Origin of the sequence: Aeromonas sp. CA23 (assembly GCF_002587065.1) — a bacterium.
In the GTDB taxonomy this organism is placed as follows: Bacteria; Pseudomonadota; Gammaproteobacteria; order Enterobacterales; family Aeromonadaceae; genus Aeromonas; species Aeromonas bestiarum.
This window is the reverse complement of the sequence record NZ_CP023818.1, coordinates 2,862,799-2,885,510: the sequence shown is the minus strand read 5'-3', so window position 1 is coordinate 2,885,510 and position 22,712 is coordinate 2,862,799. Positions and strand designations below refer to the sequence as shown.

General features: G+C 61.3%; 20 protein-coding genes. 10 read left to right on the top strand and 10 right to left on the bottom strand.

Going from position 1 to position 22,712, the window contains the following annotated elements:
• Positions 1-458: 458 nt before the first annotated feature.
• The 3 genes from carB to dapB all read right to left on the bottom strand — a co-directional run bounded on the left by carB (position 459) and on the right by dapB (position 6,336).
• Positions 459-3,683: a carbamoyl-phosphate synthase large subunit gene (gene carB / locus CK910_RS13595; protein WP_017412104.1), complete on the bottom strand. Its 3,225-nt coding sequence runs from the start codon at positions 3,681-3,683 to the stop codon at positions 459-461.
• 16 nt (positions 3,684-3,699) lie between these two features.
• Positions 3,700-4,851 (bottom strand): glutamine-hydrolyzing carbamoyl-phosphate synthase small subunit, encoded by a 1,152-nt coding sequence (gene carA / locus CK910_RS13590; protein ID WP_098983663.1) that lies wholly within the window; start codon positions 4,849-4,851, stop codon positions 3,700-3,702.
• A 672-nt stretch (positions 4,852-5,523) separates the two neighbouring features.
• A complete protein-coding gene (dapB, locus tag CK910_RS13585; RefSeq protein ID WP_098983662.1) occupies positions 5,524-6,336 on the bottom strand; it encodes a 4-hydroxy-tetrahydrodipicolinate reductase in 813 nt (270 codons plus the stop codon).
• Between the two features lie 315 nt (positions 6,337-6,651).
• On the opposite strand from dapB, the gene CK910_RS13580 reads away from it, so the two are divergent.
• The 4 genes from CK910_RS13580 to serA all read left to right on the top strand — a co-directional run bounded on the left by CK910_RS13580 (position 6,652) and on the right by serA (position 11,077).
• On the top strand, positions 6,652-7,986 hold the full coding sequence (locus tag CK910_RS13580) for a Na+/H+ antiporter NhaC family protein (RefSeq protein WP_043556539.1): 1,335 nt from the start codon (positions 6,652-6,654) through the stop codon (positions 7,984-7,986).
• A 156-nt stretch (positions 7,987-8,142) separates the two neighbouring features.
• Complete coding sequence (locus tag CK910_RS13575) at positions 8,143-8,742, top strand: 5-formyltetrahydrofolate cyclo-ligase (protein ID WP_098983661.1); 600 nt, start codon at positions 8,143-8,145, stop codon at positions 8,740-8,742.
• Positions 8,743-8,982: 240 nt separating this feature from the next.
• Positions 8,983-9,636, top strand: a complete 654-nt coding sequence (gene rpiA / locus CK910_RS13570) for a ribose-5-phosphate isomerase RpiA (RefSeq protein ID WP_098983660.1) — start codon at positions 8,983-8,985, stop codon at positions 9,634-9,636.
• 208 nt (positions 9,637-9,844) lie between these two features.
• On the top strand, positions 9,845-11,077 hold the full coding sequence (gene serA, locus CK910_RS13565; RefSeq protein WP_043139225.1) for a phosphoglycerate dehydrogenase: 1,233 nt from the start codon (positions 9,845-9,847) through the stop codon (positions 11,075-11,077).
• Between the two features lie 84 nt (positions 11,078-11,161).
• Here the strand turns inward: serA and CK910_RS13560 are convergent, their stop codons facing one another.
• Positions 11,162-11,542: a diacylglycerol kinase gene (locus CK910_RS13560; protein WP_043139224.1), complete on the bottom strand. Its 381-nt coding sequence runs from the start codon at positions 11,540-11,542 to the stop codon at positions 11,162-11,164.
• Positions 11,543-11,695: 153 nt separating this feature from the next.
• Here CK910_RS13560 and CK910_RS13555 point away from each other — a divergent pair, with 153 nt between their 5' ends.
• Both CK910_RS13555 and aac(6') read left to right on the top strand, forming a co-directional pair.
• Positions 11,696-12,760 carry a 3-deoxy-7-phosphoheptulonate synthase gene (locus CK910_RS13555; protein ID WP_043139222.1) on the top strand — a complete coding sequence of 355 codons (1,065 nt, stop codon included), beginning with the start codon at positions 11,696-11,698 and terminating at the stop codon, positions 12,758-12,760.
• A gap of 10 nt (positions 12,761-12,770) precedes the next feature.
• On the top strand, positions 12,771-13,232 hold the full coding sequence (gene aac(6') / locus CK910_RS13550) for an aminoglycoside 6'-N-acetyltransferase (RefSeq protein WP_043556544.1): 462 nt from the start codon (positions 12,771-12,773) through the stop codon (positions 13,230-13,232).
• 22 nt (positions 13,233-13,254) lie between these two features.
• Here the strand turns inward: aac(6') and CK910_RS13545 are convergent, their stop codons facing one another.
• The 3 genes from CK910_RS13545 to CK910_RS13535 form a co-directional block, all read right to left on the bottom strand.
• On the bottom strand, positions 13,255-14,064 hold the full coding sequence (locus tag CK910_RS13545; protein ID WP_172955312.1) for an ATP-binding cassette domain-containing protein: 810 nt from the start codon (positions 14,062-14,064) through the stop codon (positions 13,255-13,257).
• Positions 14,065-14,123: 59 nt separating this feature from the next.
• Positions 14,124-15,131, bottom strand: a complete 1,008-nt coding sequence (gene btuC / locus CK910_RS13540) for a vitamin B12 ABC transporter permease BtuC (protein ID WP_098983659.1) — start codon at positions 15,129-15,131, stop codon at positions 14,124-14,126.
• 103 nt (positions 15,132-15,234) lie between these two features.
• A complete protein-coding gene (locus CK910_RS13535) occupies positions 15,235-15,966 on the bottom strand; it encodes a substrate-binding periplasmic protein (RefSeq protein ID WP_043556548.1) in 732 nt (243 codons plus the stop codon).
• 113 nt (positions 15,967-16,079) lie between these two features.
• Between CK910_RS13535 and CK910_RS13530 the strand changes: the two genes are divergently transcribed.
• From CK910_RS13530 to CK910_RS13515, 4 genes are all read left to right on the top strand, one after another.
• Positions 16,080-16,436: a DMT family protein gene (locus CK910_RS13530; protein ID WP_042866201.1), complete on the top strand. Its 357-nt coding sequence runs from the start codon at positions 16,080-16,082 to the stop codon at positions 16,434-16,436.
• A gap of 59 nt (positions 16,437-16,495) precedes the next feature.
• Entirely contained in the window at positions 16,496-17,635 is a 1,140-nt protein-coding gene (gene tapW / locus CK910_RS13525) for a type IVa pilus ATPase TapW (protein ID WP_043139208.1), read from the top strand.
• Between the two features lie 274 nt (positions 17,636-17,909).
• Positions 17,910-19,181: a glucose-1-phosphate adenylyltransferase gene (gene glgC / locus CK910_RS13520; RefSeq protein WP_043139205.1), complete on the top strand. Its 1,272-nt coding sequence runs from the start codon at positions 17,910-17,912 to the stop codon at positions 19,179-19,181.
• Between the two features lie 139 nt (positions 19,182-19,320).
• Positions 19,321-19,800, top strand: a complete 480-nt coding sequence (locus tag CK910_RS13515; RefSeq protein ID WP_172955311.1) for a WbuC family cupin fold metalloprotein — start codon at positions 19,321-19,323, stop codon at positions 19,798-19,800.
• Positions 19,801-19,902: 102 nt separating this feature from the next.
• On the opposite strand, the gene CK910_RS13510 is transcribed toward CK910_RS13515, so the two are convergent.
• The 3 genes from CK910_RS13510 to CK910_RS13500 are packed head-to-tail and all read right to left on the bottom strand — an operon-like array spanning position 19,903 to position 22,636.
• Positions 19,903-20,145, bottom strand: coding sequence for a FeoC-like transcriptional regulator (locus tag CK910_RS13510; protein WP_043140913.1), 243 nt, complete (start codon positions 20,143-20,145; stop codon positions 19,903-19,905).
• A complete protein-coding gene (gene feoB / locus CK910_RS13505; RefSeq protein WP_098983657.1) occupies positions 20,142-22,412 on the bottom strand; it encodes a Fe(2+) transporter permease subunit FeoB in 2,271 nt (756 codons plus the stop codon). Before feoB ends, CK910_RS13510 begins: the two co-directional genes overlap by 4 nt.
• Positions 22,409-22,636, bottom strand: a complete 228-nt coding sequence (locus tag CK910_RS13500) for a FeoA family protein (protein ID WP_043140907.1) — start codon at positions 22,634-22,636, stop codon at positions 22,409-22,411. Before CK910_RS13500 ends, feoB begins: the two co-directional genes overlap by 4 nt.
• Between the last annotated feature and the right edge of the window lie 76 nt (positions 22,637-22,712).

Below are 22,712 nucleotides of genomic sequence, written 5' to 3'. Positions count from 1 at the left end.
TAAGGAGGGGGAAGCAGGCTGGCGCGGTAACGCTGGCCCTGACGGTTGCGCGGGTGGTAGCCCCACAACCGGTTTCCTGTGGCCCCTCTGGGTAAAAGGGGACGGCCTTCGCTGCCGGATAAGCAACTGGCCCTGATCCTCGCACCCCGCTGTTGCGGGCGCAGACGACCTTATGTGATGAGAAACCAGTATATAGAGGCGGCTCGGGTGAGTGATTGCAAAGATTGCGAATAAAAGCCACCAAGGCGCAATCATTGTCACATTTACGCCACTAAAAGGGATTATATCGCTCACTCTTGACCCTATTCCCTCTCCCCTGCGCACCTCACTCCTATGACAGAGGCTGGCCGGATCCGCCAAAAAACAGAAACCCCGCCATCGCTGGCGGGGTTTTTCAGGGTTCGCAAGTGTTGTGCAAAGAAGGAGAGAAAGACTCCCCTGCCTTTATTGCGCAATCCTTAGCGGTTTTTCACCTTCTGATGCAGCTCCTGCACCGAGTTGACGTTGGCGGTGGCATCCATGCTGATGGCCATGCAGGTGGCAAACGCCTCATTCATGGTGGTGGTATAAGCCACCTTGTGCTGCAAGGCGGCGCGGCGCAACTGCTTGGAGTCCTGGATCGCCACTCGCCCTTCGGCGGTGTTGACGATGTAGGTGTACTCGCCATTCTTGATGCGGTCGAGAATGTGCGGGCGACCCTCGTGCACCTTGTTGACCAGGCGCGGGTTGATGCTCGCTTCACCCAGCGCCACTGCGGTGCCGTGAGTGGCATCCAGCTCGTAGCCCAGCTCCAGCAGCTTGGCGGCCAAATCGACCACCAGCGCCTTGTCGCTGTGACGCACAGACAAGAGCGCGCGCCCCTCTTTCGGCACCGCATGGCTGGCACCCAGCTGGGCCTTGGCATAGGCCTCGGCAAAGCTGCTGCCTACCCCCATTACTTCACCGGTAGAGCGCATCTCTGGCCCCAGCAGCGGATCCACGCCCGGGAACTTGGCGAAGGGCAGCACCACCTCTTTCACCGAGTAGTAAGGCGGGATGATTTCGGTGGTAAAGCCCTGATCTTTCAGGCTCTGGCCGGCCATGACGCGGGCGGCAATCTTGGCAAGCGGCGCACCGGTCGCCTTGGAGACGAAGGGCACGGTACGGGCGGCACGCGGGTTCACTTCGATGAGGTAGATGTCATCGCCCTTGACCGCAAACTGCACGTTCATCAGGCCCACCACACCGAGTTCCAGCGCCAATTTCCGCACCTGCTCGCGGATCTCGTCCTGAATTTTCTTGGACAAGGTATAAGGTGGCAGGGAGCAGCCGGAGTCACCGGAGTGGATACCGGCCTGCTCTATGTGCTCCATGATGCCGCCGATGACCACGTCCACGCCGTCGCAGATGGCATCCACGTCCAGCTCGGTAGCGTCATCAAGGAAGCGGTCCAGCAGCACCGGCGATTCGTTGGAAACGCTCACCGCCTCGGCGAAGTAGCGACGCAGGTCGGTCTCGTCATAGACGATCTCCATGGCGCGGCCACCCAGCACGTAGGAGGGGCGCACCACCAGCGGGTAGGTGATCCGCTCGGCGGTCAGCACTGCCTGCTCCAACGCGGTGACTGTGCCGTTTTCCGGCTGCTTGAGGCCCAGACGCTCGACGGCGGACTGGAAGCGCTCGCGGTCTTCGGCGCGGTCGATGGCATCCGGGCTGGTACCGATGATCGGCACGCCGTTCGCTTCCAATGCCCGTGCAAGCTTGAGCGGGGTCTGGCCACCGTACTGGACGATGACGCCCTTGGGCTTCTCGATGCGCACGATTTCCAGCACGTCTTCCAGAGTCACCGGCTCAAAGTAGAGGCGGTCGGAAGTGTCGTAGTCGGTGGAGACGGTTTCCGGGTTGCAGTTGACCATGATGGTCTCGTAACCGTCTTCGCGCAGGGCCAGTGCCGCGTGCACGCAGCAGTAGTCAAACTCGATGCCCTGACCGATACGGTTCGGGCCGCCGCCGATGATCATGATCTTGTCACGATTGGTCGGGTTGGCCTCGCACTCTTCGTCATAGCTCGAATACATGTAGGCGGTGTTGGTGGCGAACTCGGCCGCGCAAGTATCGACCCGCTTGTAGATCGGGAAGATGTTGTGGCGGGCACGCAGTTTGCGCACCTCGCCCTCGGCCACGCCGAGGATCTTGGCCAGGCGTGCGTCGGCGAAGCCCTTGCGCTTCAAGGCGCGCAAGAAGTCGGCGTCAAGACCGGCCATGCCGCGCTCTTTCACCTGCTCTTCCAGCTTGATGAGATCTTCTATCTGCACCAGGAACCAGGGGTCAATCTTGGTCAGCTTGAAGATGCCGTCCATGGAGAGACCGGCGCGGAACGCATCGGCGATGTACCAGATGCGGTCGCAGCCAGCGTCCTGCAGCTCGTGGCGGATGCGGGTCAGGGAGTCAGGGGCATTGAGGTCAACCATGGGGTCGAAGCCGGTCTTGCCGGTCTCGAGGCTGCGCAGCGCCTTGTGCAGGGACTCCTGGAAGTTGCGGCCTATGGCCATCACTTCACCAACCGACTTCATCTGGGTAGTCAGGCGGTCATTGGCACCGGCGAACTTTTCAAAGTTGAAGCGCGGCACCTTGGTGACCACGTAGTCGATGGCCGGCTCGAAGGAGGCCGGAGTGCGACCGCCTGTGATGTCGTTCATCAGCTCGTCGAGGGTGTAACCGATGGCGAGCTTGGCGGCGATCTTGGCGATGGGGAAACCGGTCGCCTTGGAGGCCAGCGCAGAGGAGCGGGACACCCGCGGGTTCATCTCGATGATGACCATACGGCCATCTTTCGGGTTGATACCGAACTGGACGTTGGAGCCGCCGGTCTCGACCCCGATCTCGCGCAGTATCGCCATGGAGGCGTTGCGCATGATCTGGAACTCCTTGTCGGTCAGCGTCTGGGCTGGCGCGACCGTGATGGAGTCACCGGTGTGGATGCCCATGGGATCGAAGTTTTCGATGGTGCAGACGATGATGCAGTTGTCGTTGCGATCCCGCACCACTTCCATCTCGTACTCTTTCCAGCCGATGAGCGACTCATCGATGAGCAGCTCTTTGGTCGGCGACAAGTCCAGACCGCGCTCGCAGATCTCGACGAACTCTTCGGTGTTGTAGGCGATGCCGCCGCCCGAGCCGCCCATGGTAAAGGAGGGACGGATGATGCAGGGGAAGCCGACCATCTGCTGCACGCCCCACGCCTCTTCCATGTTGTGGGCGATGCCGGCGCGCGGGCACTCCAGACCAATGCTCTTCATGGCGATGTCAAAGCGGCGGCGATCTTCGGCCTTGTCGATGGCATCGGCGGTGGCGCCTATCATCTCGACACCGAACTCGGCCAGCACCCCGTGTTTTTCCAGATCCAGCGCGCAGTTCAATGCAGTCTGGCCACCCATGGTAGGCAGCACGGCATCCGGGCGCTCCTTCTTGATGATCTCGCGCACCACTTCCCAGGTGATGGGCTCTATGTAGGTGGCATCCGCCATCTCGGGGTCGGTCATGATGGTGGCCGGGTTGGAGTTCACCAGGATGACGCGGTAGCCCTCCTCGCGCAGGGCCTTGCAGGCCTGGGCGCCGGAGTAGTCAAATTCGCAGGCCTGACCGATGACGATGGGGCCGGCGCCGAGGATCAGGATGCTCTGTAGGTCGTTACGTTTTGGCATGGCTTCTCTTTTCCTCTTAAGCGCGATACTGCTTGATCAATTCAATAAAGTGGTCGAACAGACCGGCACAGTCGTGCGGGCCCGGGCTCGCCTCGGGGTGACCCTGGAAGCTGAAGGCCGGACGGTCGGTGCGGTGGATGCCTTGCAGGGAACCGTCAAACAGGGAGACGTGGGTGGCGCGCAGGCAAGCCGGCAGGTTGTGCTCATCGACCGCGAAACCGTGGTTCTGGGCGGTGATCATGACGGTATTGTCATCGAGACTCTTCACCGGGTGGTTGGCACCGTGGTGGCCGAACTTCATCTTCATCGTCTTGGCACCCGAGGCCAGACCCAGCAGCTGGTGACCCAGGCAGATACCAAACACAGGGGTGTTGGTATTGAGGAAGGCCTTGATGGCCTCGATGGCGTAGTCGCAGGGCTCGGGGTCACCCGGGCCGTTGGAGAGGAAGATGCCATCGGGGTTCATCGCCAGTACCTCGGCGGCCGGGGTCTTGGCCGGCACCACCGTCAGGCGGCAGCCACGGTCCACCAGCATGCGCAGAATGTTGCGCTTGACGCCAAAGTCGTAGGCCACCACGTGGTATTTGAGTTCATCGGCCGCCGGGGTGACATGCCCCTTGCCGAGCTGCCAGCTACCTTCGGTCCAGGCGTAGGGCTGCTCAACCGTCACTTCCTTTGCCAGATCCATCCCCTTGAGACCGGGGAAGGCGCGCGCCTGTTCGAGGGTATATGCCTCATCGACCTGTTTGCCCGCCACCTCTTTGCCGGCATAAATGCAGCCAGCCTGGGCGCCTTTCTCGCGCAGGATGCGGGTCAGTTTGCGGGTGTCGATGTCGGCGATGCCAACGATGTTGTGAGACTTGAGGTAGTCGGAGAGGGATTGCTGATTGCGGAAATTGGAGGCAAGTATCGGAAGGTCCCGGATGATCAATCCCTGCGCGTGGATTTGACTGGACTCTTCATCTTCGCTGTTGGTGCCGGTGTTGCCTATATGGGGGTAAGTGAGGGTGACTATCTGACGGGAATAAGAGGGATCGGTAAGGATTTCCTGATAGCCCGTCATCGACGTATTGAAAACCACTTCACCAACGGAACATCCCTCGGCGCCTATCGACACGCCTTTGAACACAGTTCCATCTTCCAGCACTAGCAATGCAGTGTGATTCAAGACAACCTCCAGTTATTTAGCTTTAAATTCAGCAATTTACCTGGGTGTTGCGGGTCCGGACGCTGTTTGAAACAGGGCTCAAACCCGGCAGATTTCTGGCAAATTGGGCGCATTCTACTTAAAAACGATCGCATTTCAACGTCTTTTCTCGTTTTAAATGCATCTAAATTCAATAAACAAGCAACATTACCCATTATCTATGCACTCGATCGCTTTGCAACCCCCGCCATCAAAAGAAAAGCCAAAACCCGACACAAAAGGGAGCACTCATGCCACTCAACTCACAAAAAATGACTTTTAAACCTTAAAAAACAATAAACTATAATTTACAGAAAAAACTCAAAAAGGCTTAAACGAGCCTTTTATTGACAGATGAGTGCCAAACAAAAATAGAAAACGTTTTTCTTGTTTTGAATTTTTAGTCTTTTTCATGTCATGTAAAAAAATGCGGGTGCAGGGGGTGTTGAAGCTCAATCCCGTTACCCTTTGATGACATTTGAGCCATAGCCGGATGGGATGAATTGGGTAAAGAAGAGGTTTAGGCCATTTCACATAAAAAACAGGGTGTAAGCGCCATTTATACAAAAATATATGAAAAACCCCGGCGAACCGGGGTTTGGCAACATTGTCAGGAGGGGCCCATTACGGCCCGCCTGCCGCCACCTTGGCCGCTCACTTGAGGTCGAGCACATCCTGCATGTCGTAGAGACCGGCACCCTGCTGGCCAAGCCACTTGCCGGCCCGCACGGCACCATTGGCGAAAGTGAGGCGGCTGGAAGCCTTGTGGCTGATCTCCACCCGCTCGCCGATGTCGGCAAACATGACAGTGTGCTCCCCCACCAGATCGCCGGCACGAATGGTGGCAAAGCCGATGGTGTTGCGATCCCGCTCGCCGGTGATCCCCTCGCGGCCGTAGACGGCGCACTCTTTCAGATCGCGGCCCAGGGTTTTGGCCACCACTTCCCCCATGGAAAGCGCGGTGCCGGACGGTGCATCCACCTTGTGTCTGTGATGTCCTTCGATGATCTCGATGTCGGTGTAATCCCCCATCACCTTGGCGGCCTGCTCCAGCAGCTTGAACACCAGGTTGACGCCGACCGAGTAGTTGGAGGCGAACACGATGCCGATCTGCTTGCCCGCCTCTTTCAGCGACGCCTTGCCTGCATCGTCAAAGCCGGTGGTGCCGATCACCATCTGCTTCTGATGAGCCAGTGCAAACGCCAGGTTGGCCAGGGTCACCTCGGGACGGGTGAAGTCGATGATGAGATCAAACTCATCGCGCACCTTGTCCAGGCTGTCGCTGATGCTCACCCCAAGCTTGCCCAACCCGTTGAGCTCACCGGCATCCAGGCCTATCACGGCAGAGCCGGGTCGCTCCAGCGCCGCCCCGACCACCACGCCCTCGGCGTTGGTGATGGCTTCCAGCAGCACCTTGCCCATACGACCATTACAGCCCATCACGGCCACACGGATCGGATTGTCCATCTCCACCCTCTCATCTGTTTATTATGGAAAGAGACCGTTTTACCAGCCCGCGCCCCCTTTGAAAAGCCCGGCGTGGCCGCCCGCCGCCACCCGATAAATCAACGACATATTTATAAAAATCCGAATATTTGACGGATTTAATCAAATGTGCGAAATCATCAAACAAAAACACCTATCCATCTGGACGTCTATCTTGACCGGATGGCCCCGACTCACTACTGTAGGCGCCCCATAGCGGCAGGATGCCCGCCAGGTTCACCCCATTTATCTGGGCTGGCTGCGACAGGGAGGTCATGTTCAACCACAGAGGAACACATGATCCAGACCCAACCCAGTGCCAGAGCCCTGCTGCCTCTTCTGGTCTTTCTCGCTCTCTTTATCGGTACCGGCACCTGGCTCACCCTGCAGGGGGTCGAGTTCGCCTTCTACCAGCTGCCCGCCCCCGTCGCCGCCCTGCCCGCCGTCATGCTGGCGCTGATGCTGGGGAAAGAGGGGTTCAACAAGAACCTGGAGACCTTCTTCAAGGGGGTCGGTGACAGCAACATAATGGCCATGTGCCTCATCTATCTGCTGGCGGGCGCCTTTGCCACCGTGGCCAAGGCCACCGGCGGGGTGGATGCCACAGTCGCCATGGGCCTGTCGCTGATCCCGGGCTGGTTCCTGCTGCCGGGGCTGTTCCTCATCTCTGCCTTTATTGCCACAGCCATGGGCACCTCCATGGGCACGATCGGTGCCGTGGCCCCCGTGGCCCTTGGCGTGGCCCAGGCCGCCGGTATAGATCCGGTACTGATGGCCGGCACCATTCTCTCCGGCGCCATGTTCGGCGACAACCTATCCATCATCTCCGACACCACCATCGCCGCGACCCGCAGCCAGGGCTGCGAGATGAAGGACAAGTTTCGCGAGAACTTCAAGATTGCCGCCCCCGCCGCCATCGGGGTGATCCTGCTCTATCTGACCCTGGGATCCGTCGGGGAAGCCCCCGCCACGACAGCCCATGCGGATCTGTTCAAGGTGATGCCCTACCTGCTGATCCTGGTGCTGGCTCTGTCCGGCATGAACGTCTTCATGGTGCTGGGCATTGGCATACTGGCCGCCGGCGCCGTGGGCATGGTCAGCGATTATCCGCTGGGCCAGTTCAGCAAGGACATCTATCAGGGCTTTACCGGCATGCAGGAGATCTTCCTGCTCTCCATGCTGATCGGCGGTCTCGGCGCCCTGATGGAACGCCAGGGCGGGCTGGCCTGGATCAGCGAGCGGATCAGCGCCCTGATCGCCCGTTTCACCCGCCAGCACGATGGCGAACAGAACGAGAAGGCGGCCGAGCTCGGCATCGCCGGCGTGGTGGGGCTGACCAACCTCTGCACAGCCAACAATACGGTGGCCATTATCGTCGCCAGCAAGGTAGCACGGGAGCTGGCGGAGCATCACGGCGTCACCCCGCGCCGCGCCGCCTCCATGCTGGATATCTTCTCCTGCGTGGTACAGGGCCTCATCCCCTGGGGCGCCCAGGCGTTGCTGCTGGGCTCCATCTTCGCCCTCTCCCCGCTGGCGGTGGTGAGCATGAGTTTCTATCCCATGGCCCTGGCGCTGGCAGCGCTGGTGGCCGTGTTCGTCAAGCATCAGATGGGCAAGACTGCTGACAAGTAACCCAATCCGCTGCCGGACGGGGCATTGAGTCCTGCCCGGCGGCCCATTCAAGCAGGGCTGGTGGCGCTGTTCATCCCCCGCCAGCCTTGTTAAGGTAACCCCAGCCCGTTGCGGCAACCCATCTGCACCACACGGGTGCACACCAGAGGAGCCCCCATGCCGGATGATACCCAGCCTGAAAGACAATCCCTGCGCCAGCTCATCCGCCAGCGCAGAAAGAGCCTGAGCCAGACCGAGCAGCAGGAAGCCGCCCAGCAGCTGGTTGCCCAGTTCAAGCAACATCCGGAGATACTGGCGGCCAGACGCATCGCTCTCTATCTGGCCAACGACGGCGAACTCAATCCCCTGCCCGCCATCCACTGGCTCTGGGCCCAGCAAAAGGAGGTCTACCTGCCGGTGCTGCACCCCTTCACCCCGGGTCACCTGCTCTTCTTGCGCTATACCGCCACCAGCCCCATGACCCGCAATCGCTACGGCATCGCCGAGCCTGAGCTGGACATGTCCCAGGTGGTGCCTCACAGCACGCTCGACCTTATTTGCACCCCGCTGGTGGCGTTCGATGCCGAGGGCAACCGGCTCGGCATGGGCGGCGGCTATTACGATCGCACCCTCGCCTGCTGGCATGAACACAGACTGGGCCCCAAACCGCTGGGGCTCGCCCACGACTGCCAGCAGGTGGAGGCGGTGCCGCAGGAGGAGTGGGACGTGCCGCTGCCGCAGATCATCACCCCCAGCCGCTGCTGGCAATTTCCATGACCATCAGGCAGTCGGCCCGCACTGACTGCCTGCCCCTCTCTGTCTTGGGCTTGGCCTGCTCCGTTTTGCGTGCGATACCGCCACTTTCTCACACACCTCTGCCCCGTCCGGGCGACAGGGCTCAATAAACAGGCAAACGATTTACATCTTGGGGATTTTTGGGCCGGAACGTGAGCGCTGTGGTCGCCCTGAGGGGGATGCTTGGATATAATGCGCCCGCTTTTTCCCAAAGGATCCATCATGACTCAAGATGAAATGAAGAAGGCGGCCGGTTGGGCTGCGCTCAAGTACGTGGTTCCCGGCACCATAGTCGGGGTAGGCACAGGCTCTACCGTCAACCACTTCATCGACGCGCTGGCGACCATGAAGGACGAGATCAAGGGGGCCGTATCCAGCTCAGTGGCCTCCACCGAGCGCCTCAAGGGCCTTGGCATCCAGGTGTTTGACCTCAACGACATCAATGCCCTCTCCGTCTACGTGGATGGTGCCGATGAGATCAACGCCAGCCGCGACATGATCAAGGGCGGTGGCGCCGCCCTGACCCGCGAGAAGATAGTCGCCGCCGTGGCCGACAAGTTCATCTGCATCATAGACAACACCAAAACCGTGGACGTGCTGGGCCAGTTCCCGCTGCCGGTGGAAGTGATTCCCATGGCCCGCGAATACGTGGCCCGCGAGATCAAGAAGCTGGGCGGCAATCCAGTCTGGCGTGAAGGTGTGGTCACCGACAACGGCAACATCATACTGGACGTCAAGGGGATGGCCATCGAGGATGCCAAAGGGCTGGAAGTGCAGCTCAACGCCATCGTCGGCGTGGTCACCAACGGCTTGTTCGCCCACCGCGGTGCTGACGTTGTGCTGATCGGCACGCCGGATGGCGTGGTTATCCAGTAATCCCCCCGCAATGAAAGACGGCGCCTGATGGCGCCGTTTTCATTTATCCCTCAATGAGTTGCAAACTGTGGCTTACAACTATCGTTGAAAACTTCAAAGAATTTGACTTTCGTCACAAATATTCCCTCTCCCAACCGTTTTTGTTACTTTACGGTTTTCTTCACACACCATATCTGCACTCATTCTTTGCATACATAGAGGGATCGTCATGACTGCCAAGTTTTCGCTGGACAAGGATAAGATCAAGGTGCTGCTGCTGGAGGGAGTCCATCCCAACACGGTGGAAACCTTTCGTGCCGCCGGTTACACCAGCGTGGAGTACCTCAAGACCTCCCTGTCGGAAGAGGATCTGATCGAACGCATTCGTGACGTGCATTTCGTGGGCCTGCGCTCCCGTACCCAGCTCACCGAGAAGGTGCTGGATGCCGCCGGCAAGCTGGTCGCCATCGGCTGCTTCTGCATCGGCACCAACCAGGTCGACCTCGATGCCGCCCACCTGCGTGGCATCCCTGTGTTCAACGCCCCCTTCTCCAACACCCGCTCGGTGGCCGAACTGGTGCTGGGCGAGATACTGCTGCTGCTGCGCGGCATCCCGGAGAAGAACGCCAAGTGCCATCGCGGCGTGTGGGAAAAACTGGCCAACCGCTCGGTCGAAGCCCGTGGCAAGAAGCTTGGCATCATAGGCTACGGCCACATCGGCACCCAGCTCGGCATCATAGCCGAGAGCATAGGTCTCAAGGTCTACTACTACGACATCGAGAACAAGCTGTCGCTTGGCAACGCCATCCAGGTGCCGAGCATGGTCGAGCTGCTCAACATGTCTGACATCATCAGCCTGCACGTCCCTGAAACCGCCTCCACCAAGGATCTGATCGGTGCCGAGCAGCTGCGCATGATGAAGCCGGGCGCCATCTTCATCAACGCCTCCCGCGGTACAGTGGTGGACATAGATGCGCTGGCCGACGTCATCAAGAGCGGCCACCTCTCGGGCGCCGCCATCGATGTCTTCCCGAGCGAGCCCAAGTCCAACGACGAGGAGTTCCTGACCCCGCTGCGCGGCCTGGACAACGTGCTCCTGACCCCGCACATAGGTGGCTCCACCCAGGAGGCCCAGGAGAACATAGGGTTGGAGGTGGCCAACAAGCTGGTCAAGTATTCCGACAACGGCTCCACCCTCTCCGCCGTCAACTTCCCGGAGGTCTCACTGCCGGGCCACAAGGGTTCCAGCCGCCTGCTGCACATTCACCGCAACCAGCCGGGCGTGATGAACCAGATCAACCAGATCTTCGCCGAAGAGGGGATCAACATCGCCGGTCAATATCTGCAGACCAGCAGCCATATCGGTTACGTGGTGATCGACGTGGAGACGGAGCACAGCGAGAAGGCCCTCGCCAAGCTCAAGGAGATCAACGGCACCATACGTGCCCGGATCCTGCACTGATGCCCTGAGCCCGGCGCTCGGCCAACAAAAAGCCCGTCATCTGACGGGCTTTTTTATGCCAATAAAGAAGCTTGCTCTCGCAAGCTACCACCAGCCCAGCAGATTGCGTCCCACCAGGGCGCCCCACACCAGGGCGTTGAGGGCCAATGCGATGAAGACGGCGGCGGAGCCGAGATCCTTGGCGCGGCCCGACAGCTCGTGATGCTCCGAGCCCACCCTGTCCACCACGGCCTCGATGGCGGAGTTGAGCACCTCGACGATCACCACCAGCCAGCTGATAACGATGAGCAGCAGGATCTGATTGAGGGAATCCCCGAGCCAGAAGGCCAGCGGCATCAGCAACAGGATCAGCACCAGCTCCTGCCGGAAGGCCGCCTCGTTGATCCAGGCTGACTTGAGCCCCTTCATGCTGTAACCGGTTGCGTTGATGATGCGGGTGACCCCGGTTGCCCCTGGCTTTGCCACGCTATCTACCTCATTTGGAATCGTTTTGGGGCTCACATCCTATCAGAGCCCCTCAAGGTTTCAATCAGGGGGTTTTTGCTTTATTTTATCCCCTTGCATTTTCGGCACGCCGTCGAGCAACAGCCCACGCCACCCACTCGAGAATTGAGTCGTATGTCCATTCACACCGATGAATTGCGCACCCGTCGCCTGGAGTCCCTGATCACTCCGAGCGAGCTCGCGCACGCCTTCCCTATCAACGACACCATTGCCCAGAATCTGCTGGATGCCCGCCGCGAAGTGGAAGCCATTCTGGCCGGTGAGGATCAGCGCCTGCTGGTCATCGTCGGTCCCTGCTCCATCCATGATCCGGCCGCCGCTCACGAGTACGCCCGCCGCCTCAACGTCCTGCGCGAGCAGTACAAAGAGAGCCTCTGCATCGTCATGCGCACCTACTTCGAGAAGCCGCGCACCATAGTCGGCTGGAAGGGGCTCATCAATGATCCGCGCCTCGATGGCAGCTTCGACGTCAACGAAGGGCTGAAACTGGCCCGCAAGCTCCTGGTCGACATCAACGAGATCGGCATGCCCACCGCCACCGAGTTCCTCGACATGGTGACCGGCCAGTACATCAGCGACCTCATCACCTGGGGTGCCATAGGGGCGCGCACCACCGAATCCCAGGTGCACCGCGAAATGGCCTCCGCCCTCTCCTGCCCGGTCGGCTTCAAGAACGGCACCGACGGCAACACCCGCATCGCCATCGATGCGGTGCGCGCCGCCCGTCACAGCCACATCTTCTACTCCCCGGACAAGGACGGCAAGATGACCATCTACCGCACCGCCGGCAACCCCTTCGGCCACGTGATCCTGCGTGGCGGCCACAGGCCCAACTACGACACCGCCAGTGTCGACGAGGCGTGCGAGGCCCTGGCTGACGTGGGTCTGCCCGAGCGGCTGGTGGTGGATTTCAGCCACGGCAACAGCATGAAGGATCACCGTCGTCAGCTGCTGGTGGCACAAGACATCTGCGATCAGCTGCGCCGCGGCCGCACCGGCATCGCCGGCATCATGGCCGAGAGCTTCCTGGTGGAAGGACGTCAGGACGTGGAGAACGGCTGCGCCGCCACCTTCGGTCAGAGCATCACGGATGCCTGCCTGTCGTGGAGCGACACCGAGACCCTGCTGGCCATGCTGGCAGAAGCCGCTCAGGCGCGTCTGCAACGCTGCGCGGTCTGAATCGGTGACAATGGCTCACACTGCCGTCTTTCAGATAGTGCCGCTGAGCCAGGCACGACTGGCGCAATGGGCAGCCCTGCGCCAGCTGTTGTGGCCCCATCATGACGCCTCGGCTCACCTGCAGGATGGTATCGATATGCTGGCCAATGCACGCCAGAGTGCCTTCCTTGCCCTCGATGAGCATGGACAAGCGGTGGGCTTTGCCGACGCAGCCTTGCGCCTGGATTACGTGAACGGCTGCGAGAGCAGCCCTGTGGTCTATCTCGAGGGGATTTATGTGCAGCCACAGCAGCGCCGCCTGGGCGTGGCCCGGGCCCTGATCTCCCATGTGGAGCGCTGGGGTATCGAGCATGGCTGTCATGAGCTCGCCTCCGATACCGCCATCGAAAACCTCGCCTCACAACAGATGCACCAGCAGCTGGGTTTCAGCGAAACCGAACGGGTGGTTTTCTTCAAAAAGGCCCTTGGCTGACGCCAGGGGCCTTTCCTGTTTATCACAAGCTGGGCATAAACCAGACCCGGCCAGCCGCCTCGACGCGATCCGTCTTTATCTGGAACACCCGCTCCAGCAAGGCTTCGTCGATAAGCGCTGTTCCCCCCTCGCTCACCACCCGCCCCTGTTGCAGACAGAGGATCCGATCCGCCCAGTCGATGGCCAGGTTGATGTCGTGGATGGCGAGCACCACCAGCAGTCCCTGCCGGGCCAGCGTCTTCAGCAGCCGCAACAGCGCCAGCTGATGGTGCAGATCCAGCCCCGCCAGCGGCTCGTCCAGCAGCAGTACCCGGCCTGCCGGATTGAGACTGGGCCACAGCTGCAGCAGGGTGCGGGCGATCAGCACCCGCTGCTGCTCCCCGCCGGAGAGCCTGCTGAAATCGCGCGCCAGCAGCGAGCTCAGCTCCAGTGCATCACACAGGGCGTCGATGGCCTCGCTCTGGGCCTGCTTCACATCGCGCTGCGTGCCGGCCTCCACCCCGTCGTCCAGCCCTATGGCCAGCACCTGAAACACCGGAATATGAAACAGCTGGGGCTGGCGCTGGGGCAGCATGGCGCGGCGCCGGGCCAGCTCGGGCCAGCTCAGCTCGCTGACCGCCTCCCCGCAGAGCCGCACCCTGCCCGTTGCGGGCAGAATGCCGGCCAGGGCGCCGAGCAGGGTGGATTTGCCGCTGCCGTTGGGACCGAGCAGGGCCACCAGCTGGCCCCCCTGCCAGCACAGATCGAGCGGGGCCAATCGCTCGGGGATGGCGAGGGCCTGCGCCTCGATCAGGGGAGCCGGTTCAAGCGCAGAGGGATCAGCGGGCAGCATAAGCACCTTGCCTCAGCAGCGGGTAGACAGCTTGTGCACGTCGGCATTCGGGCCGGTATTTATGCGGTAGCATGGGCATCTTGTCTCAGCAGCAGGTAAATGAAGAGCGGCGCCCCCACGGAGGCGGTGATGACACCGATGGGCAGCTCGCCTGCGCTCAAGGCCGAGCGCGCCACCAGATCGGCACCGAGCAGCAGGGCGCCTCCTCCCAGCGCCGAGGCGGGCAGCAAAAAGCGCTGATCGCTGCCGCCGCACAGGCGCAGCAGATGGGGCACCACCAGCCCGACGAAGCCGATGACACCGCACAGGGATACCGCCAGGCCGGTGAGCAGACAGACCGCCAGCACCAGCCGCACCCGCATCCTGTCCACGTCCAGTCCCATCAGGCGGGCCTGGGTCTCCCCCAGCAGCAGCTGCTGCAAGGCCTTGCCCTGCCAGCAGAGCCAGCCCAGGGTGAGCGGCAGCGCCAGCCACCACCAGCCGAGCTGCTGACTGCCGTAGGCGAGGCTGCCCATCATCCAGAACATGTATTCGCGCAGGGAGCCGTCGTCGGCAAAGTACATCAGCCAGGTCATGGCGGCGTTGGTGAGGATGCCGATGGCCACCCCGAACAGCAGCAGGCGGGCATGGCCGAGCCGGGCCCGGCGTGCCAACCGTATGAGCAGCATGGTCACCAGCAGGGCGCCACCGAAGGCCGCCAGCGACAGCCCCCAGCCCGGCAGATAGACGCCGAGGGATTTGGCCACCGCCATCGCCACCATGGCAGCCAATCCAGCCCCGCTCGAGACGCCGAGCAGGCCGGGTTCGGCCACAGGGTTGTGCAGCATTACCTGCAGCACGGCGCCGCCACAGGCGAGCGCGGCCCCGGCCAGCAGGGCCAGCAGGGCGCGCGGCAGCCGCAGCTCCAGCAGGATGCGCTGCTCTAGCTCCCCCATGGGTTGCCAGGGCAGCAGCACGAATTCGCCCCAGGCGAGGGAGAAGAGAAACAGCGTGAGGGTCAGCAGCGCCAGGCCGAGCAACCAGCCCCGCTGCCAGCGGCGCTGGCGGGCGAGCAGAGAGAGATACACAGAGGATCCCCGAACGTGAACAAGGCCCGGCGCCGATGCGGGATTGAGCAGCCCGGCGCACAAGGATGAAAAACGCATGATAACAGCGTGTTACCACCCGAGGTCAAGGCTGGTAAGGCTTGGCCAGGGCCTGGATTTCGCCGCTGGCCACCAGCTCCTGCAGCGCCAGCGCCAACGGCTGTCTGAGCGCCTGATGGGGTGAGTGCTTGCTCATGCCCAGATAGAGCACCACTGGCTGGGGCGGCTGGTAGGCCGCCTTGATGAGGCCGGCCTCGTTGTGCAGGCTCAGGGCATAATCCACCTGGCAGTCTGTGCCTATCATCAGCGGCAGGTGGCCCCGCTGCACCATGCGCAGCAGCTGATCCTCGGTGGGCACGCCGTGCTTGTCGAGCCGGTTGTCGGTATCAAACGGTTCAAAATAGACGGAATTGAGCACATAGCCCACCTTCTGCCCCCGCAGGTCGGCGTAGGTGCGCAGGGTCGATACCGCCGCAGCCTTGCCATAAAACGCAGGCCGGCACTGGTAATAGGCCGGTTGCAGATAATCGATGAACTGTGCCCGCTCCGCCGTCATGGCCAGGCCTATCATGAGGTCGACCTGGCCGGTCTGCATCTGCTTGAGCGCCCGTCCCCAGGGCACGCGTTTCACCTCGAACGGTATGCCGCTGCGGCGCTGCAGCCGTTGCAGAATGTCCATGTCCAGCCCCCGGAACTGACCGTCCGGTTGCGAGATCCGAAAGGGTGGCCAGACATCGGTGGCCACCGTCAGGGTCGGCGCCCCGTGCGCCAGGCAGGCAAACAGCAGACCAAGCACACCCCAGCTTGTCTTGCCCATCCCGTTGAACCTCGTGTTACCCCATCCTTGATGGGTTAAAAATACCCTGCTGCCCCACTTATGGAAACCCGTGGTTCAGAGATAAAATGCGATTGATTTTAAAGGAGAACCTAATGAACCCTATCATTGCCAGTATCGGTCTGTTGGTGTGCAGCAACGTCTTCATGACCTTCGCCTGGTATGCCCATCTCAAGAGCATGAACCACAAACCCTGGATCATCGCCGCCCTGGTGAGCTGGGGCATAGCCCTGTTCGAATATCTGTTGCAGGTGCCCGCCAACCGCATCGGCCATACGGTACTCTCGGTCGGTCAGCTCAAGATATTGCAGGAGGTGATCACCCTGACCGTGTTCGTCCCCTTCTCGGTCTTCTATCTGAAAGAGGATCTGAAGTGGGATTACCTCTGGGCTGGCCTGTGCATCATGGGCGCTGTGTTTTTTGTGTTTCGCGAGAAACTCACCGGCGCCTGAGGCTGTACACTCTATGACATTCAATGTAATGGCATCTGCTTGATAGACGAGGCAAAACCATGGAATTGCGAGACATGCTACAGATCCTGGCCCAGCAGGACGGCTCCGACCTCTATCTGTCGACCGGCGCCCCCCCCTGCGCCAAGTTCAATGGCGGATTGCGTCCCCTGCTGGAGACGCCGCTCGAGCCGGGCGAGGTGGCGAAGATTGCCGCCGACATCATGGACGGCGAGCAGAAGCTGCAGTTCGAACGGGAGCTGGAGATGAACCTCGCCATCTCCTTGCCCCAGATAGGGCGCTTTCGGATCAACATCTTCAAGCAGCGCAACGAAGTGTCCCTGGTGGCCCGCAACATCAAGACCGAGATCCCCCGCTTCGAGGATCTGAAACTGCCCCCCGTGCTGCTCGACACCATCATGGAGAAACGCGGCCTTGTGCTGTTCGTCGGGGGGACCGGCTCGGGCAAGTCCACCTCGCTGGCGGCCCTCATCGACCATCGCAACCGCAACAGCGGCGGCCACATCATCACCATAGAGGATCCGGTGGAGTTCGTTCACCGCCACCGCAAGAGCATCATCAACCAGCGGGAGGTGGGGGTGGATACCCGCAGCTTCCACGCCGCGCTCAAGAATACCCTGCGCCAGGCGCCGGACGTGATCCTCATCGGCGAAATTCGCGATCGCGAAACCATGGAGCATGCGCTGGCCTTCTCCGAAACCGGCCACCTCGCCATCTCCACCCTGCACGCCAACAACGCCAACCAGGCGCTGGATCGCATCATCAACTTCTTCCCGGAGGAGCGTCGCCCGCAGCTGCTCAACGATCTGGGCAACAACCTCAAGGCCTTTGTCTCCCAGCGGCTGGTCAAAACCACGGACGGCGGCCGCCGGGCGGCGGTGGAGATCATGCTGGGCACCCATACCATCCGCGACATGATCAAGCGCGGCGAATTTGGCGGCCTCAAGGAGGTGATGGAGAAATCCAAGGCCCTCGGCATGGTCACCTTCGACAGCGCCCTGTTCGATCTGGTGGTGGAAGGGGTGATAGAGGAGGAAGAGGCGGTGAAAAACGCCGACTCGGCCAACAACCTGCGCCTCAAGATCAAGCTGTGGAAGGAGAAGGGCCAGATAGCCAGCAGCAGCGATGCCACGGGTTGGAGTCTGGAGCCCACCAAGGATGAGAAAGACGAACTCTTCTAGTGCAGGTCACTCCCTCCCCCGTTAAACAGACACCCGCTTCGGCGGGTGTCTGTTTAAAAAAAGTGCTGTTTATTCAATATCATCTTCGCCCTCTCAACCCGTTGACAACCTGACATCTGGTGAACTATCGCGCTGTCTGCGACAGTTTCTGTCACCACAAATGACAAAATCATCACTTCGCCCAAAAACCCTGTGCGAAGTGTGACTGAAAGCACTTTCAAACCAGCTTCAAAGGAGGCACTATCAAGGGGATGTATCAATAAAGGGGTATTCAATGTTGTTACAACCTGCCAATACAGCAAAATCCAGACAGTTGCTGAACGAGACCATGGCCTTGGTTCTCGCAGGAGGGCGGGGCAGTCGCCTCAAGCAGTTGACGGACAACAGGGCGAAACCGGCAGTACATTTCGGCGGCAAGTTCCGCATCATCGACTTCGTGCTCTCCAATTGCATCAACTCGGGGATCCGCCGGGTCGGCGTGGTCACCCAGTACAAGTCCCACAGCCTGCTGCGCCACCTGCAATCAGGCTGGTCATTCCTGCGCTACCAGATGAACGAGTTCATCGACTTGCTGCCAGCCCAGCAACGGGTGGACGAGGTCAACTGGTATCGCGGCACCGCCGATGCCGTCTATCAGAATCTGGACATCATTCGCGATCATGGCCCCAAGTACGTGGTGGTGCTGGCGGGGGATCACATCTACAAGATGGATTACGCCGCCATGCTGCTCGACCACGTCAACATGGGCGCCAAAGTCACTGTGGCCTGCATAGAGGTACCGCGTACCGAGGCAAGCGCCTTTGGCGTGATGGCGGTAGATGAGGATCGCAAGATCAACGCCTTCGTCGAGAAGCCCGCCAATCCGCCGGCCATGCCGGGCAAGGCCGATACGGCGCTGGCCTCCATGGGGGTCTACATCTTCGAGGCCGAGTATCTCTACCAGTTGCTGGAAGAGGATCTGGCCAACCAGGATTCCCACCACGACTTCGGCATGGACGTGATCCCGCGGGTGGTCAAGGAGGGCACAGCCTACGCCCATCCGTTCAGCCTATCCTGCGTCGGCTGCTGCCCGCAAAAGCGCCCCTACTGGCGCGATGTAGGGACTGTGGATTCGTTCTGGGAAGCCAACATGGATCTCGCCTCGGTGACGCCAGAGCTCGACATCTATGATCAGGAGTGGCCCATCTGGACCAGCCAGAACATGACACCCCCCGCCAAGTTCGTGCAGGACAGAAACGGCCAGCACGGCATGACCATCAACTCCATGTTCGCCGGCGGCACCATAGTCAGCGGCTCCTTCATAGTGAGCTCAGTGCTGTTCACCAATGTGCGGGTCGACTCCTTCTGTACCCTGGATCAGGCGGTGATCTTCCCCGGGGTCGAGATAGGGGCCGGCTGCCGGTTGCGCCGGGTCGTGGTCGACAAGGGCTGCAAACTGCCGGAAGGCCTGGTGGTGGGGGAAAACGCCTGCGAAGACGCCCGCCGCTTCCACCGCTCCGAGCAGGGCATAGTGCTGGTCACCAAGGAGATGCTGGCCAAGCTGTGAGTGCCAGCCTCTGATGCCAACAGGGAGCCCGCGCGGCTCCCTTTTTACATTTGCTTACCGCTCACCCCTTGCCTGGCAGGCACGCGAGCATGCTACTCTGCCGACCCAAGCCTGCCTTCGTCTCATCATGGAACTGCATATGAAAAAACTGGATGTTGCCCGCCTTGCCAGCCTCGCCGACGAGGCCGCCCACTCCCCGCGCCAGCGCATGAACCACAATCTGCACGACCAGCTGGCCGACCCCATCCAGCGCCTCGCCATCGCCATGGAGCCGGGCACCTATATCCGCCCCCATCGCCACCTGCAGACCTGGGAGCTGCTCACCGCCCTGTGCGGGCGCTTCGTGGTGCTCAACTTCGACGACGAGGGCACCGTCATTGCCCGCGCCCTGCTGGGGGAAGAGACCTCGGTGCTGGAGACCCCGGTCGCCACCTGGCATGCGGTGCTATCTCTGGATCCCGGCGCCGTCATCTTCGAGGTGAAACACGGCCCCTATGCCCCCTTTCGGGAAGAGGACTTCGCCCCCTGGTCACCAGCCGTGGATGACATCGAGGGCCAGCAGGCCCTGATGGCCTGGTATCGCCACGCCGAGGTGGGCCAGCGCTGGCCGGGGCACTGATCCCCTCCTCCGCCAGGCAGCCCCATCGCTGCCAGCCATAAAAAAGACCCGCCAGTGGCGGGTCTTTTTTTATGGACGAATGAAGCGGACGAACGCGCTGGTTCAGCCCTTTTGCACCAGGCCTATCTGGCCCGGCTCGCACCACTCGAACATCACCTCCTGGCTCTTGCCGCAGCAGCTGCCGCCGCACACCTGGGTCTCCCGCTTGGCGACCCGGCCCTTGCGCATCCAGACGCCGAGCATGGCCTCCACCGCATCTTCCGAGGTGCGGAAGTGGCGCGCCAGATCCCGCCGGCTCACCTTCTGTTGTGCGGCGAGATAGGCGCCGAGCTCCCGCAGGATCACAGGGCCACCACCTTGCGGGCGACTATGTCGCCGTGACGACGGCCCAGCCACCAGAGCAGCAGCAGGGAGAGGCCATAGCTGCCGATCCAGAGCAAGCTCTGCTCGGGGTGGGCGGCAAAGGTGGCCGCCTGATAGAAGACGGTGGCACACAGGAAGGCCGTGTAGTTGCACCAGGCGGCGGTCAGCAGCGCCCACTGGCGACCGGTTTCCCGCACCAGGGCACCCATGGCGGCGGCGCACGGCATGTAAAGCAGCACGAACAGCAGGTAGGCAAAGGCACCGGCGGCACCGTCGAAGTGGGTCTGCATGTTGCCGTAGGTGGAGACATCCACCTCCTGCGCCTCGGCGGCGGCCTGCTGGTCATCCAGATTGCCGACCTGGATCCCCATGGGATCGGACGGGTCTATGTCGGCCAGGTTGGTGGCGACGGCGGCAATGGCCTCGTTGAAGCTGGCAAGTAGGGAGAATTCCTTCTCCTCCTCATCCCCGTTGCTGCCGGCGTAGAGGCTGTTGAGGGTACCCACTACCGCCTCCTTGGCGAAGATGCCGGTGACGATACCGACAGTGGCCTGCCAGTTGTCATCGCGCACACCTATGGGGTGCAGCACAGGGGTCACGGCCTGGCTTATCTTGCTCAGCACAGAGCTTTCTTGGTCTTGGTGGCCGAAGCTGCCATCCGTGCCCAGCGAGTTGAGCACGCTCAGCACGGCGACCACCAGCACTATGGTTTTACCGGCGCCGAACACGAAGGATTTGAGCTTCTGCCAGGTCTTGATCCCCACGTTGATGGGACGCGGCCACTCGTAATCCGGCATCTCCATCAGCATGGAGTCGCTCTTGCCCGGCAGCAGGGTGCTGCGCAGCAGCAGGCCGGTGAGCACGGCCACCAGAATACCGATGAGGTAGAGACCGAACACCAGGTTCTGACCCGATTCGGGGAAGAAGGCCACCGCAAACAGGGCGTAGACCGGCAGGCGGGCACCGCACGACATGAAGGGGGCCATGGCGGAGGTCATCAGCCGCTCCCGCTCCGAGTTGAGGGTGCGGGTCGCCATCACAGACGGCACCGTACAGCCAAAGCCCATCAGCATGGGCACGAATGCCTTGCCCGGCAGCCCGAGGCGACGCATCAGGGCATCCACCACGAAGGCGGCACGGGCCAGGTAGCCTGAGCTCTCCAGCACCGCCAGGAACAGGTAAAGACAGCCGATCACCGGGATAAAGGTGGCCACCGTCTGCAAGCCGACCCCGAAGCCGTCCGCCAGTATGGCCCCCAGCCAGTCCGGGGCATGGATCAGCCCCAGCAGGTGGTGCACGCCATCCACGAACAGGGCGCCGCCCATGATGTCGAAGAAGTCGATGAAGGCGCTGCCCACCTTGATGGCGAACATGAACATCAGGTACATCACCAGCAGGAAGAAGGGGATGCCGACCCAGCGGTTGAGCAGCACCCGATCCAGCCATTCGCTCTGGGCTATGGTGAGCTTGCCCTTCTGCTGACATGCCTGGCTGGCCCACTGGTGAATGTGGCCATAGCGGATATCCGCCAGTTGCAGATCTATGTCCTGGGCATGATGGGCGCGGGCCACCACGTTGGCGGCGGCGGCCTGCTGGCCAGGCAGCAGGGTCTCCTGCATCACGGCATCCTCTTCCAGCAGGCGCAGGGCGCGGCCACGGGCGGTGAGGTGGTGCGGGGCGAGCAGGGTCTCCAGCTCCGCCAGATCTTTTTCAAGATCTGTGCCGTAATCGAGCAGCAGCGCGGGCTGGGGCTGGCCGATGAACTGCTGGATCTGGCGCTTGAAGGCGGCGACCTGCTGACGGTTGTGGGCCGACAGGGCCACTACCGGGCAGCCGAGCGCCTTGGCCAGCAGGGCTTCATCTATGACCAGCCGCCGCTTTTGCAGTATGTCCATCTTGTTGAGCACCACCACCATGGGCAGCCCCAGTTCGCGCAGTTGCAGCGTGAGATAGAGAGAGCGTTCCAGGTTGGCGGCATCGATGACGTTGAGCAGCAGATCCGGCTGCTGGCCCTGAACGAAGCGGCTGGCGATCTGCTCGTCCAGGCTCCCTTCCTGATTGGCCAGGCTATAGATGCCGGGCAGGTCCATCAGCTTGTAGTCGTGCCCCTGGGCGGAGAACTCGCCCATCTTCTTGTCGACCGTGACGCCGCTCCAGTTGCCCACCTGCTGGCGGGCCCCGGTCAGGGCGTTGAACAGGGAAGTCTTGCCGCTATTGGGATTGCCGACGGTTACCAGGGAATAATTCATACCGGTTCGACCTCGATTTGCAGGGCAAGGCTTTTTTGCATGGAGAGACAGATCCCCTGACACTGGATCTGGAGCGGATCACCCAGCGGTGCCGCGCGCAGGTAGATGACTTCGGTCTGAGGCAGCAAGCCCATCACCATCAGCTTGCGCCGCAGGGGACGGGTCAACTGATTCATGTTCTTGATGCGAGCACTCTGTCCCGGTGACAACTGCGCGAGTACCATGACTGACTCCTGAAGTTAAACAATAATAATTCGCTTTCACTCGGGGCATTATAATCCGTGTTTCCCACGCTAATTT